The sequence below is a fragment of the Acinetobacter sp. NIPH1876 genome, from assembly GCF_022808535.1.
Lineage (GTDB): Bacteria > Pseudomonadota > Gammaproteobacteria > Pseudomonadales > Moraxellaceae > Acinetobacter > Acinetobacter higginsii.
Genome location: NZ_JALGBR010000012.1, coordinates 138,164 through 152,142, shown reverse-complemented (window position 1 = coordinate 152,142; position 13,979 = coordinate 138,164). Strand labels below are relative to the sequence as shown.

Genomic DNA, 13,979 nt, shown 5'->3' with positions numbered 1-13,979 from the left:
TGCTAATTAAAGTTTCTCGGCTTTAGCAATCACTTCGTCAATACCACCAACCATATAGAACGCTTGTTCTGGGATGTGGTCGTATTCACCAGCTAATAGACCTTTAAAGCCACGAATCGTTTCTTTAAGTGGTACTAATTTACCAGGCGCACCAGTAAATACTTCAGCTACGTGGAACGGTTGAGAGAAGAAACGTTGGATTTTACGCGCACGGTAAACAACCAATTTGTCTTCTTCAGCTAACTCATCCATACCCAAGATTGCGATGATGTCTTTAAGCTCTTTATAACGTTGCAATACGTTCTGTACAGAACGTGCAATTTCATAATGCTCAGCACCAACAACCAATGGATCTAACTGACGTGAAGTTGAGTCAAGTGGATCGATCGCTGGATAAATACCAGAAGATGCGATGTCACGGCTCAATACAACTGTTGCATCTAAGTGAGCAAATGTTGTCGCAGGCGATGGATCTGTTAAGTCATCGGCAGGTACGTATACTGCTTGGATCGAAGTGATCGAACCAGACTTAGTAGACGTAATACGCTCTTGAAGAACACCCATTTCTTCTGCAAGTGTCGGTTGGTAACCTACTGCAGATGGCATACGACCTAACAATGCTGATACTTCAGTACCCGCAAGTGTATAACGGTAGATGTTGTCGACGAATAATAATACGTCACGACCTTTACCATTTTCGTCTTTTTGATCACGGAAATATTCAGCCATGGTCAAACCAGTTAACGCTACGCGTAAACGGTTACCTGGTGGCTCATTCATCTGACCGTAGACCATTGCTACTTTGTCAAGAACGTTAGAATCTTTCATTTCGTGATAGAAGTCGTTACCTTCACGAGTACGCTCACCAACACCAGCAAACACAGATAAACCTGAGTGTGCTTTCGCAATGTTGTTGATCAACTCCATCATGTTAACGGTTTTACCAACACCCGCACCACCGAATAAACCAACTTTACCACCTTTCGCAAACGGGCAAAGTAAGTCGATGACTTTGATACCAGTTTCTAAAAGATCAGTCGAAGCTGCTTGTTCAGCATAAGAAGGTGCTTGACGGTGAATCGGCAAACGCTCTTCAGTCGCTACAGGACCCGCTTCATCAATCGGGCGACCCAAAACGTCCATAATACGACCAAGCGTAGCTGGGCCAACTGGAACAGAAATCGGTGCGCCAGTGCTAGTCACGTTAAGACCGCGTTTAAGGCCTTCAGTAGAACCCATTGCGATGGTACGAACGACACCATCACCAAGCTGTTGCTGAACTTCCAAAGTCGTTTCAGTACCATCAACTTGGAGAGCTTCATAGATCTTAGGAACGCTATTACGTTCAAACTCGACGTCGATAACCGCGCCGATGATCTGAATGATACGACCGCTACTCATTGCTGTCTCCTCAATTCAAAAATAATGTTAAACGGCAGCGGCACCACCAACGATCTCGGAAATTTCCTGAGTAATCGCGGCTTGACGCAGCTTGTTATAAATGAGTTGTAGGCTCTTGATGAGATCGCCCGCATTGTCAGTCGCTGCTTTCATAGCGACCATACGTGCAGATTGCTCACAGGCGATGTTTTCAATCACACCTTGATAAACCATAGACTCGATATAGCGGACCAACAAACCATTTAACAATTCTTCTGCTTCTGGTTCATAGAGGTAATCCCAACCATAAGTACGGTTAAGGTCATCACTCTCTTCTGCTGGTGCTAAAGGAACGAGTTGTTCTACTTTAGGCTGTTGTGTCATTGCATTGATGAAGCCATTTGATACGAGGTAGATACGATCTAATTCGCCCTTATCAAATGCATCAAGCATAATTTGCACTGAGCCTGTTAACTGTTCCAAACTTGGTGTATCACCCAACTGAGTGGTCACACCGAGCACTTTACCGCCGTAGCTCTTAAAAAACGAAACCGCTTTTTGACCAATCAAAGCAAATTCAACTTCAATTGACTGCTCTTGTTGTGCTTTGACATGCTGCACAACTTTCTTAAACAAGTTAATGTTTAAGCCACCCGCCAAACCACGATCTGAAGACACCACAATATAGCCAACGCGCTTAACAGGGCGCTCAACCATATAACGGTGTTTGTATTCAGGGTTTGCTTGGACTAAGTGAGCAATTACACGGCGCATATTATCGGCATACGGACGGCCCTGAGCCATGCGCTCTTGCGCACGACGCATTTTAGAAGCAGCTACCATTTGCATCGCGCGAGTAATCTTTTGCGTGCTCTTGATACTAGCTACTTTGGCGCGAATTTCTTTTAAATTTGCCATACGCTTAACCTAGTATTCGAAAGCTCTTGCGAGCTTCCGAAGGTTGATCCGTGAACCAAACTTAACTAAAGTTTTAGCTATTGCTAAAATTAGTAAGTTTGAGTCGCTTTGAAGCTTTCAATACCTGATTTGATTGCTGCTTCGATGTCTTTGTTATAATCACCAGTTTCATCGATCTGTTGCATTAACGCAGCTTGTTCAGAACGGAAGTAAGAAATTAACGCAGCATCAAAGTCTACGATTTTCTTCACTTCTACGTCAGCCATATAGCCTTCGTTAGATGCATAAACAGAAACAGCTTGGTCAGCAATTGAGTAAGGAGCATATTGTTTTTGCTTCATTAACTCAGTTACACGTTGACCATGCTCAAGTTGCTTACGAGTTGCTTCATCAAGATCAGAAGCGAACTGAGCAAACGCAGCCAATTCACGGTATTGTGCTAAAGCGGTACGGATACCACCAGACAATTTTTTGATGATCTTCGTTTGAGCAGAACCACCAACACGTGATACAGAGATACCCGCGTTCACAGCAGGACGAATACCTGCGTTGAATAATGATGTTTCTAAGAAGATCTGACCGTCAGTAATCGAAATTACGTTGGTTGGTACGAATGCAGATACGTCACCAGCTTGAGTTTCAATGATCGGTAACGCAGTTAAAGAACCAGTTTGACCAGTTACTGCACCGTTCGTGAATTTCTCAACATAATCAGCTGAAACGCGCGAAGCACGTTCAAGAAGACGCGAGTGAAGATAGAATACGTCACCTGGATACGCTTCACGACCTGGTGGACGACGTAAAAGTAATGAAATTTGACGGTAAGCAACAGCTTGCTTAGACAAATCATCATAAATGATTAACGCGTCTTCACCACGATCACGGAAGTATTCGCCCATTGTACAGCCAGAGTACGGAGCTAAATACTGCATTGCTGCAGGATCAGCGGCCGCAGCTGCGACAACAGTTGTATACGCCATAGCGCCAGTTTCTTCTAGCTTACGTACCACGTTTGCAATTGTTGATTGTTTTTGACCAATCGCAACGTATACACATTTAATGCCAGAATTTTTCTGAGCGATGATCGCATCGATCGCCATTGCTGTTTTACCAGTTTGACGGTCACCAATAATCAACTCACGCTGACCACGACCTACAGGGATCATGGTATCAACTGATTTATAACCAGTTTGAACAGGTTCGTCGACAGACTGACGCCAAATTACACCTGGTGCTACTTTTTCAACAGCATCAGTTAATTTTGCATCAATTGGGCCTTTACCATCAATTGGATTACCCAAAGCGTCTACGACACGGCCAAGAAGTTCAGGACCAACCGGAACTTCTAATACACGACCTGTGCAACGAGCTTTTTGACCTTCTTGCAGGCTTAGGTAGTTACCTAAAACAACGGCACCCACTGAATCCTGTTCTAGGTTCAGTGCCATACCAAATAAGCCGCCGTCGAATTCGATCATTTCACCGTACATTGCATCTGCAAGACCGTGAATGCGCACGATACCGTCAGATACCATGACGATGGTACCTTCATTCTTCGCGGTCGCGCTGGTGTCCAGATCGCCGATACGCTGTTTAATGAGCGCACTGATCTCGGATGGATTCAGTTGTTGCATTGCGCTATTCCTCAATCTTTTTTAAGTTCAGTCTTTTTGCTATTACGCAAGAAGACGAGTCCGCATTTTTTCAAGCTTGTTAAGCGCAGAGTCATCTATCACTTGGTCGCCTGCACGAATCACAACACCTGCGATCAACGCTGGATTAACGTTAACAGTGACATGAACTGTTCTGTTAAAACGTTTTTCAAGCGCATGAGCTAAAATATGCTCTTGTGTCGCATCGATTGGAAAAGCAGATTCAATTTCTACTTCCAATGTGTTGTTGTTCTGCGATTTAAGTAGTTCGTATTCTGTTGCAATTTCAGGCAATAAAACTAAACGATCATTATCTGCAAGCAATGTCAAAAAGTTAGACACTGATTGAGTTTGATCTTCACCTAAAACCTTGGCAAAAAGACCTACTTGTTCCGCAGGAGTCAGCTCAGGGCGATTTAAATAAGCGGAAAATGCTTCATCTTGCACCGCAGCACTGAGCAGTTGTAACGCATTTGACCAAGCGTCAGTTGCATTCTGCTCAGATGCATAAGCAAATGCTGCTTTGCCGTACGGGCGTGCTAACGTCAAGAGTTCAGCCATATTCGCCTCGCTTAAAGTTTAGCAGCCAGCTGATTCAGCATGGCATTATGAGCTTCTGCGTCAACTTGTTGGTTCAGAATTTTTTCTGCACCAGCAACTGCCAAAGCAGCAACTTGTTGACGTAATTCTTCGCGAGCAGAATTGATGTCTTGATCAACAGTTTCTTTCGCCTGTTGACGAATACGCTCACCTTCAGCAGATGCTTGGGTACGCGCTTCTTCGATCAATTGTGCTGAACGACGGTTCGCTTGTTCGATCAATTGAGCCGCTTGTGCTTTCGCTGCGTCTAATTCTGCCTTAACTTGTGCTTGCGCATCAGCAAGGTCAGCTTTTGCTTTTTCAGCAGCGTTTAAGCCATCAGCGATTTTACGCTGACGCTCACTAATCGCATTGATTAGTGGAGGCCAAACAAACTTCATGCAGAATGCGACAAAGATCGCAAATGCAATTGCTTGGCCAATCAATGTGAGGTTGATATTCATTTCGCTATTCCTCAATATGTGGATTTAGGAATTAAGCTATTAACCTACAAATGGATTAGCGAAGATGAAGAACAAGCCAATACCAACACCGATCATAGGCACAGCATCAAGAAGACCCGCAATTAAGAACATACGAGTTTGAAGTTGTGGAGCCAATTCTGGTTGACGAGCAACAGCTTCTAAGAAGCGACCGCCTAAAAGACCAAAACCAATCGCAGTACCTAAAGCACCGAAAGCGATCAAGATAGCAGATGCAATTGCAACTAGACCTAAAGTGAGTTCCATGAAAAATTCCTCAGAGGTTAGGTTATTACCAAATTAAACTAAAATTTAAGCCCAACGATCAGGTGATAGTTAGGCAATACCATTAATGCTTTTCGCTTGCCATGCTCAAGTAAACGATGGTCAGCATCATAAAGATAAATGCTTGCAACGTGATTACAAGAATGTGGAAAATAGCCCAAGGCACAGATAACGCCCACTGGATCCAGAACGGCAATAATGCGATCAAGATGAAGATCAACTCACCCGCATACATGTTACCGAACAGTCGTAGAGCTAACGAAACTGGACGAGCAAGGAAAGTTACTAATTCCAAAATTAAGTTCACTGGAATCAATAACGCTTTTGCAAATTTGTTACTTGGGTTGAATGGGTTAAGTGCCAATTCACCGACGAAACCGCCGATCCCTTTTTCACGAATACTATAGAACAAAATTAAAACAAATACAGACAACGACATACCAAGGGTAATGTTCGGGTCAGTAGATGGAACAACTTTGAAGTAAACGTGGTGAGGGTCCATACCAAATACGTTTGCACCAATCAATTGAGCTGTATACGGGATCCAGTCAACAGGGATTAAGTCCATTGCGTTCATGAGGAAAATCCACACGAAAATGGTTAATGCCAAGGGTGCAATTAAACGTGATTTGCCGTGGAAAGTATCACGAACACTTGAGTCTACAAACTCGATAATCATTTCAATCGCTGATTGGAATTTAGTTGGAACACCTGCATTCGCAGCTCTCGCAACTGTCCAAAACAACAAACAGAAAATCACACCAAGTCCGATAGACCAACCCATTGAATCCAAGTGAATTGCAGTGAACCCCATCGAATGAGCTTCTTCAGCAGTCTCAGCCAATTTCCATGTACCATCAGGCATTTTGCCATAGGTCATATTGGTCAAGTGATGCTTGATATACTCGGTCGAAGTCAGGGCATGTTCTTCAGCAGCCATAAATCACACCTGGTCAATGTCAATCATTAAAAAGAAGTAGAAACGAATCAAGCGGATGGCAAAGATCCCGCCTCTACTTCCAAAAATCTCAAAATGTGCTTTACCCTCGTTTTTGTAGACGTGCCACCCAAAATGGCGCGACCCACGACATCGCTTGTACGAGAATAAATCCACAAAACAATGCAACCGGTGACAGCGGTTTAACATTGCTCAAAATTAATATAAAACCCACGATCACAATCGCAAACTTACCGAGCATTCCTCGGTACATATTCAGCATGACTTGTTTTGATGCTCTTGCGCCTGCCGTTCTAAACGACTGCCAAGCAAAATAACAATGTGCCAACCAACATACCAAAGCCCCAAGCGCAGCACTCAAAGCAGCAGTTGTATCTTTCATTGCCCATGCCAGTAAAGCGGCAACAGGAATCATACATGCTTGTAAGAAGACCAAAGCTTTTGCTAATCGTCGGTCAATCATGCGACTAGTTTGGCTCATTTTTTACCCACTTACAGCAGAACTGCTTGACAAGTTTTAATCATGATCGTTTCGAATCGCAGGCATTATAGAGTTACACCCCTGAACATGCAATCTTTTCTCGACTTAAGTCTGCTTTTTTCGTTACCATATTTTTTGACGTTAGAGTCAATTGATTTTTATTTTTTTGATCAATTTTGTGCACTTATTACGCATTTATCGGTTTTTAAAGCCAATTTTTGCCATGCTGTTACAAAATTGTCTTCACCACGCATGCTTTCATCAACGGATTGGAAAACTACTGGGTTCATTTTTTGGTACTGACTGGCACTTGCTGTCGTTTCGGCCAATAAGCACATTTTATTTTGCGGACGATTGTCTCTTAAGTACTTAATTTGGGCTGCAGTCGGTGCAATATGTGGGTCATCGGTTAACGCGCCTGCAAATTTCAGGTTTAATGCTCTTTCTAGGTATTGATAGGCATCATGATAAGACCAATAGTTTTTAGCCTTATTTGAGCTTTCATACTGTTGAGAGGCTTGCAGCATTTGTTGCGAAAACTCTTTCGCATTGGCCATATATTTGGCTTTATTTTCTGGATATTGCTGCGAACGCAAAGTTGCAATAAAGAAAGCAATACGTACCGCATTATTTGGGTCCAACCAAACATGACTATCAACCGTGTTCGCCATAGAAGCGCCACGTAAATTACGCAATGGTAAGGTCGTTAAAATGCCTGAATCTAAGATTGCGATTGCTTTACGGTTCTGATTGAGCATTTTTTCGAGTGGAGCTTCATGCGCTTTACCCAACCAAATCACCAAAGAGGCATCTTGAATCGCTTTACGGTGTGCTGGTGTGAGTTGTACGTCATGACCACTTTGATCTTTTAATAACAGAATCGGCTCTTCTATCCCGTCCGTTACTTGTTTGGCAATCAAATAAATTGGGTGTGTTGAAACCACCAAGCTTTGTGTCCAGCCCCATGTGCTTAACATCGAAAACAAGACAAAAACAAATAGGCGAGACATCACAACATTACTCAATTTAACGAAGCATGTTATAATATAACAAAAGTTAAAAAATGCCTATGTCTATTTTTAGATTCGCTGCACTATCCATCGTGCATTTAACTTATATAGATAGTTATCATAAATAGCATGTTATGATAGCGGGGCGATTGGAGTACGATTCAGACACTTCATGTCAGTGAAAATTCAATCAGCCCTACAAAAACAATGAGGTCAATCTATGAGTTCTTGTTCACATGAACATGACAATGCTTTACATGGTGTTCACGGTCATCACGATATTAAAGCGCGCCTTGCCGAAGCAGAACTGTTATGTACTGCGACTGGCGCTCGTCTGACACCTTTGCGTAAAGAAGTGCTTGAACTCATCTTAAATGCCTCTGCCCCAATGGGTGCCTATGATTTATTGGCTAAAATTAAAGGTCAAGCAGACCGCCCTGCTGCGCCTCCTACGGTATACCGTACTTTAGACTTTTTATTAGAAAAAGGCTTAATCCACAGACTCACGTCTATTAATGCCTATATCCCTTGCTGTCATCCGCGTGAAGGTCATCAAGCGGCTTTTCTGATCTGTACGGAATGTCATTCTGTGAAAGAAGCATCAGCTCAAGGCCTGATCCAGCAACTCGATCAACTTGCGTCATCAGACCAGTTTTTAGCGCAACATAGCATTATTGAAATCTCTGGAAAATGTCATCAGTGCAGCACACGCCAGTAAGCACTCCACTTATTCAGCTGGAGAAAATCTCAGTTCGTCGTGATGAGCTGGATATTTTAAGAAATGTAGATTTTGCCTTGCAAGCAAAAGAAATTGTGACGTTGATTGGTCCCAATGGCGCAGGTAAATCTACATTGATCAAAGTGCTACTGGGTATCATGCCGCCGAATAAAGGCAAAATTCACTTTTCTAAAAAATTAAAAATGGCCTATGTTCCGCAGAAGTTTAACCCTTCTGCGAGCCTCCCTTTACGTGTACAAGATTTGCTGGATCTAGAAGTCTGCGAACAGGCGTTACGCGAAGAGATTATTCGCGACACAGGCATTCAAAAATTACAGTCATCCAAAGTACAGCAGCTTTCAGGTGGTGAACGGCAACGGGTGTTACTGGCGCGTGCTTTATTACGTCAACCCGATATTTTAGTACTAGATGAACCAATGCAAGGCTTGGATATTCAGTCCGAAGCTGAGCTTTATGAATATGTCCGCAGTTTGCCTGAACGCTATGGCTGTGCTGTGTTGATGGTGTCACATGATTTGCAATGGGTGATGCAAGGTACACATCGCGTGGTCTGCCTGAACAAACATATTTGTTGCAGTGGCTTACCTGAAAGTATTCAACAGCATCCAGAATACCAAGCGATTTTTGGCACTCAACGTATGTTCTATCAGCATCATCACAATCACTGTGGGCATAGTGATCATGCCGAACCGTGTTCGCACGATCCACGCCCACACATTCACCCTGAGCCAAAGGTCTAAGCCATGATGGAATGGTTACAACTCCTCCTCCCTGCTTGGATCATGGGGTCACTGCTGGTTTTTCTGACCGCTCCTCTCGGCTGTTTGATGCTGTGGCGAAGAATGTCTTTTTTTGCCGACACCATGGCGCACGGCACCTTACTTGGTGTCGCGGTTGCAGGGATTCTGAATTTACCTTTTTGGCTGGGTGTTGCCTGTCTGGCGCTGTTGCTGGTTGCTCTTCTTTGGGTTTTGCACGATTCACGCCTACCCAATGATGCATTACTCGCTTTAAGCTCTGCCACCCTACTCTGCTCTGGTCTGCTACTGATTCAACAAGTACCAAGTTTGCGTCCTGAATTGCTTAGCTATTTGTTTGGTGATCTGCTGAGTATCGAGTGGGCTGATTTACCAATGTTTGCAATGGTGATTGCAGGTGCATTAATCGTACTTTATCGTTCGTGGTCAGCGCAGATTCAAATTGCGATTGATCCAGATATCGCCATGAGTGAAGGCGTGAGTGCGAACTGGCAACGTTTGATCTTCATGTTGTTATTGGCACTGTTTACCGTATTGGCGTTACGTGCAGTCGGTTCATTATTGATGGGTGCTTTACTGGTGATTCCCGCCTTGAGTGCACGCTTATTGGCGCACTCACCAAAACAAATGGTGGTTTGGGCATTTGTGTTGGCACAGCTCGGGGTTACGGTTGGTCTATGGTCAAGTGCTGCACTGAATATTTCTACAGGCTTAAGTATTGTGCTATGTATGGCACTTTGCTTTGCCGCTATTTTCATCACGCAAAAACTCAAAAGCCAAGCTCAATCTGCCTAATCGGGCAGTCAGCTTGACTGTTGGATCGCACTGAGTAAAAGTGCTGCACCACTAAACATCACCGCAAAACCACGATTTAAATATTTTTGCTGTGTCGGTGAGCGAAGCAGTCTCAATACTTTCGAAGCCAACCCAGTATAGCCCGCCATGACAATCAGGTCGATCGTCACCATCGTGACCGCCATGATGAAGTATTGCAGCCATTGCGGTCGACTCAAATCCAGAAATTGCGGTAAAACAGCCAACAAGAATACAATGGCTTTAGGATTACTCATATTCACCACAAAGCCTTTCAATATTAAGGCTAAAGCGGATTGAGGTTGTTCCTGTCGAATCTCGATCGCCTGAATCGGTGCAGTCCACTGCTTATACGCCAAATAAACCAAATAAGCGACGCCAAACCATTTCACCACCTGAAAAGCCCAAGGTGTTGTCGCAAACAGCACACCAACACCTGCTGCCACAATCAGAATTTGTATCAATAAAGCCACTTGTAGGCCTATGACATTCCAATAGCCATGTCGAAATCCATAGTTTAACCCACTCGACATTGAGGCAATTGCGCCTGCGCCTGGTGAGATACTAATCACCCAGCATGCCAACATAAAAGCAAACCAAATCTGCAAAGACATAACAACGACGGTCGAACAATAAAAGGTGAATTATACCGTTTTATCAGCGCATCGCATTGATATTTTAGGCAAGAAAATTTAGCAAATAAGCTACTCAGCCCACATAACATCAGGCACAATTATTGTTTTCCCCTTAAAAATAACTAAGGAGTTTTTAATGGCTGCGCAATCTGTCATTCTTCCATTACCTTCTGACCACGCCCGCTTTATTGTTTTACGTTTAAAAGATTTAAGCATTGCCGAATTAAAACAACAGATTGAAGCACTCCTTTCGACCCGTGACCGTTTAATCACACAGCACCCCAATGACCAGATTAAAACAGCCATCGCGTTTGGTCCCGAACTTTGGGCGCAACTCAACTCACAAACACCTGAAGGATTTAAACAGCTCGATCCGCAACAGGGTGCGTTTAATATGCCAGTGGTGCCTGCTGATGTATTTATTCATCTCGCCAGCGCCCGTGCAGATATTTGTTTTGCCATGAGCCAAGCTTTTTTTAACGGCATTCAAGATAAAGTCGAAGTTTTGGAAGAGCGTGCTTGCTTCCGCTTCTTTGATGGCCGCGATATGACCGGCTTTATTGATGGAACCGAGAATCCACAATTTCCAGATGACCGCGCAGAAGCAGCATTACTTCCAGCAACAGCAGGTGCCTTTGCCGATGGCAGCTTTATCTTTGCACAGCGTTATATTCATGATCTTACAAAATGGCAAATGCTCAAAGTCGATGCACAAGAACATGTGTTTGGCCGTACCAAACTTGAATCAATTGAGCTTGATGATGATGTGAAACCAGAAAACTCACATGTGGCACGTACCGTGGTTGAAGACGCTGAAGGTGAGGAAATGGAAATCTTGCGTCACAGCCTGCCTTATGGTGATGGCAAAGGTGAGCAAGGCTTATTCTTTGTCGCTTACACCAATAATTTAAGCATTATTGACGAGATGCTGAAACGTATGTTTGGGACCACAGGTGATGGTATTCATGATCGCTTGCTGCATTTCACCACTGCCATTGATGGTGCTTATTATTTCGCGCCAAGCGATGAATTATTAGAACAGATTTTAGAAGATTAAAACCATCAGATGCTATGTTTATCAATAACATAGCATCTGCATGATCACCAAGTTGCTACTCACTGCAAAAAGATTTATGTGAATATGTTAATTCCGCACAAATCCCACTCCCCTTAAGCCGATAAAATTTGCTATATTGGTCGTTTTTCCGCGACATTTATTTTCGGTAACTATGAATACGGCAATACAAGCAGCTCTCGATCATGCGGTACAAACCCTGCAACAACAAGGTGTACTTCCTTCAGATTGGACCAACACGAGCCATTTAACCCGTACCAAAGACCGAAGTCACGGAGACTTTGCTTCAAATATCGCCATGATCGGCTCAAAAGTTGCAGGGATGAAACCTCGCGATCTTGCTGAAAAAATCTTGGCAGCCCTCCCAGAAGTGGCTGACATTACCAAAGCAGAAATTGCAGGTCCGGGTTTTATCAACTTCTTTTTAAATGCAGACCAACGCTATGCAGTGCTTGATCAAATCCAAGCACAAAAAAATGACTATGGTCGTAGCCAAGCCAATGCAGCTAAAAAAATCCAAGTCGAATTTGTCTCTGCAAACCCAACTTCTAGTCTGCACGTCGGCCATGGTCGTGGTGCTGCTTATGGCATGACCGTTGCGAATCTATTAGAAGCAACGGGTGCCAAAGTTGATCGTGAATATTATGTCAATGATGCAGGCCGTCAAATGGACATTTTGGCGACTTCAACTTATTTACGTTATTTAGAATTGACAGGACAAACCTTAGTTTTCCCTAAAAATGCCTACCAAGGCGATTACGTCAAAGAAATTGCACAAGAAATTATTGATAAAGATGGCAATGCACATGTTCGTGCAGTTGCTGACATTTATAAAGATGTACCAGAAGATGTTCAATACGCTGAAGAACTCGACGCAGAGGGCAACAAAGTTGTCCTTTCCGGCGACAAAGAAAAACACATCGATGGTTTGATTGCAAACTCACAACAACACTTGGGTGCGGACTACCGTGTTTTCCATCAAGCAGCCTTGCATGCCATCTTAGATGACATCAAAGATGACTTGGCTGACTTTGGCGTGACCTTTGATAAATGGTTCAGTGAAGACTCATTGACCGACAAAATTGACGAAGCACTAGAGACTCTGGACCAACGTGGCTACCTCTATGAAAAAGATGGTAACATCTGGTTTAAATCAACTGAATTTGGTGATGAAAAAGACCGCGTAGTGAAACGTCGTAATGGTCAAACCACTTACTTTGCTTCTGACATTGCTTATCACTTAAATAAATTACAACGTGGCTATACCGACCTGATTGACATTTGGGGTTCTGACCACCACGGTTATATCTCACGTGTCAAAGCAGCGATTGATGCCATGGGCTACGACTCGAAGAAACTGACTGTACTTTTGGTTCAGTTCGTGAGCTTGTGGCGTGGTGGCGAGATGGTACAAATGTCATCTCGTTCGGGTCAGTTCGTGACTTTACGTGATCTACGTAAAGAAGTGGGTAATGATGCCGCGCGTTTCTACTATGTGATGCGTAAGTCTGAACAACACATCGACTTTGACCTAGACCTTGCGGTTTCACAAAGCAAGGACAATGCTGTGTATTACATTCAATATGCCCATGCACGTATTTGTCGTATGTTAGAAAAAGCAGCTACGACAGGGATCAATTTTGATGCTGTTGCAGCACGCGAGCAAGCCAATCGTTTAGAACTTGATGCTGAAACAGAAATTCTGTCTAAGCTTGCTGCTTATCCTGATATTTTAGTCCGTGCGGCAAATGTCTATGAACCACACCAAATTGGGAACTATCTTAAAGAGTTAGCTGCGCTATTCCATGCTTGGTATAATGAGCATAAGGTTTTGGGTGATGATGTAGCGCTTACACAAGCACGTTTATTGCTTTCAATCAATGTACAGCAAGTTTTACGCAATGGCCTAGAATTACTCGGTGTATCCGCTCCTGAGACCATGTAAAAAAGTGAAGCGAAAGCTTCACACATGGTCGCAAGACGGAGGGCTGTGCCCGAAGTAACGATGTAAATAGCAAAGCAACGCTTTGCACATCGTCGCAAGACCGAAGGCTATGCCTGAGGTGAGCGGTAATCAGCAAAGTAACGCTTTAAACACATGTAAACTTAAACCATGATTGTTAAACAATATGGTAAACAAAGCATTATTTTCAAACATAATGCTTTGTTTTTAAGCAGATTCAAGTTACAAATAACCTAATAGGATCAAGAGGA

15 protein-coding genes are annotated in these 13,979 nt (G+C 43.4%); 5 read left to right on the top strand and 10 right to left on the bottom strand.

From position 1 onward, the window contains the following. Nucleotides 1-6 precede the first annotated feature (6 nt). The 9 genes from atpD to MN869_RS14500 all read right to left on the bottom strand — a co-directional run bounded on the left by atpD (nt 7) and on the right by MN869_RS14500 (nt 7,745). Nucleotides 7-1,401, bottom strand: coding sequence for a F0F1 ATP synthase subunit beta (gene atpD, locus MN869_RS14540; protein ID WP_004801985.1), 1,395 nt, complete (start codon nt 1,399-1,401; stop codon nt 7-9). 27 nt (nt 1,402-1,428) lie between these two features. Further along, nucleotides 1,429-2,298: a F0F1 ATP synthase subunit gamma gene (gene atpG / locus MN869_RS14535; RefSeq protein ID WP_004801983.1), complete on the bottom strand. Its 870-nt coding sequence runs from the start codon at nt 2,296-2,298 to the stop codon at nt 1,429-1,431. A gap of 89 nt (nt 2,299-2,387) precedes the next feature. Further along, on the bottom strand, nt 2,388-3,932 hold the full coding sequence (atpA, locus tag MN869_RS14530; protein ID WP_004801981.1) for a F0F1 ATP synthase subunit alpha: 1,545 nt from the start codon (nt 3,930-3,932) through the stop codon (nt 2,388-2,390). A gap of 42 nt (nt 3,933-3,974) precedes the next feature. Beyond that, nucleotides 3,975-4,511 carry a F0F1 ATP synthase subunit delta gene (locus MN869_RS14525; protein ID WP_171552418.1) on the bottom strand — a complete coding sequence of 179 codons (537 nt, stop codon included), beginning with the start codon at nt 4,509-4,511 and terminating at the stop codon, nt 3,975-3,977. Nucleotides 4,512-4,522: 11 nt separating this feature from the next. Next, nucleotides 4,523-4,993 (bottom strand): F0F1 ATP synthase subunit B, encoded by a 471-nt coding sequence (locus tag MN869_RS14520; protein ID WP_004801977.1) that lies wholly within the window; start codon nt 4,991-4,993, stop codon nt 4,523-4,525. Nucleotides 4,994-5,032: 39 nt separating this feature from the next. Next, a complete protein-coding gene (gene atpE / locus MN869_RS14515; RefSeq protein ID WP_000424060.1) occupies nt 5,033-5,278 on the bottom strand; it encodes a F0F1 ATP synthase subunit C in 246 nt (81 codons plus the stop codon). Between the two features lie 82 nt (nt 5,279-5,360). After that, on the bottom strand, nt 5,361-6,236 hold the full coding sequence (atpB, locus tag MN869_RS14510) for a F0F1 ATP synthase subunit A (RefSeq protein ID WP_004801976.1): 876 nt from the start codon (nt 6,234-6,236) through the stop codon (nt 5,361-5,363). A gap of 100 nt (nt 6,237-6,336) precedes the next feature. Then, the gene (locus MN869_RS14505) at nt 6,337-6,735 is read right to left on the bottom strand and encodes an ATP synthase subunit I (protein ID WP_004801974.1); all 399 of its coding nucleotides are present in this window, start codon (nt 6,733-6,735) and stop codon (nt 6,337-6,339) included. A gap of 170 nt (nt 6,736-6,905) precedes the next feature. Then, complete coding sequence (locus MN869_RS14500) at nt 6,906-7,745, bottom strand: metal ABC transporter substrate-binding protein (protein ID WP_243308448.1); 840 nt, start codon at nt 7,743-7,745, stop codon at nt 6,906-6,908. Between the two features lie 220 nt (nt 7,746-7,965). On the opposite strand from MN869_RS14500, the gene MN869_RS14495 reads away from it, so the two are divergent. From MN869_RS14495 to znuB, 3 genes are read left to right on the top strand one after another with little or no spacing between them, the layout of a single operon-like run. After that, complete coding sequence (locus MN869_RS14495) at nt 7,966-8,463, top strand: transcriptional repressor (protein ID WP_167250937.1); 498 nt, start codon at nt 7,966-7,968, stop codon at nt 8,461-8,463. Continuing rightward, a complete protein-coding gene (znuC, locus tag MN869_RS14490) occupies nt 8,436-9,224 on the top strand; it encodes a zinc ABC transporter ATP-binding protein ZnuC (protein ID WP_005200711.1) in 789 nt (262 codons plus the stop codon). The genes MN869_RS14495 and znuC overlap by 28 nt, the downstream gene beginning before the upstream one ends. A 3-nt stretch (nt 9,225-9,227) precedes the next feature. Next, entirely contained in the window at nt 9,228-10,037 is an 810-nt protein-coding gene (gene znuB / locus MN869_RS14485; protein WP_243308447.1) for a zinc ABC transporter permease subunit ZnuB, read from the top strand. An 8-nt stretch (nt 10,038-10,045) separates the two neighbouring features. Here znuB and MN869_RS14480 read toward each other — a convergent pair whose 3' ends face one another. Then, on the bottom strand, nt 10,046-10,669 hold the full coding sequence (locus MN869_RS14480; RefSeq protein ID WP_243308446.1) for a LysE family transporter: 624 nt from the start codon (nt 10,667-10,669) through the stop codon (nt 10,046-10,048). 157 nt (nt 10,670-10,826) lie between these two features. Between MN869_RS14480 and MN869_RS14475 the strand changes: the two genes are divergently transcribed. Both MN869_RS14475 and argS read left to right on the top strand, forming a co-directional pair. Continuing rightward, entirely contained in the window at nt 10,827-11,747 is a 921-nt protein-coding gene (locus MN869_RS14475) for a Dyp-type peroxidase (protein WP_243308445.1), read from the top strand. Between the two features lie 172 nt (nt 11,748-11,919). After that, the gene (gene argS / locus MN869_RS14470) at nt 11,920-13,710 is read left to right on the top strand and encodes an arginine--tRNA ligase (RefSeq protein ID WP_243308444.1); all 1,791 of its coding nucleotides are present in this window, start codon (nt 11,920-11,922) and stop codon (nt 13,708-13,710) included. Nucleotides 13,711-13,979 lie beyond the last annotated feature (269 nt).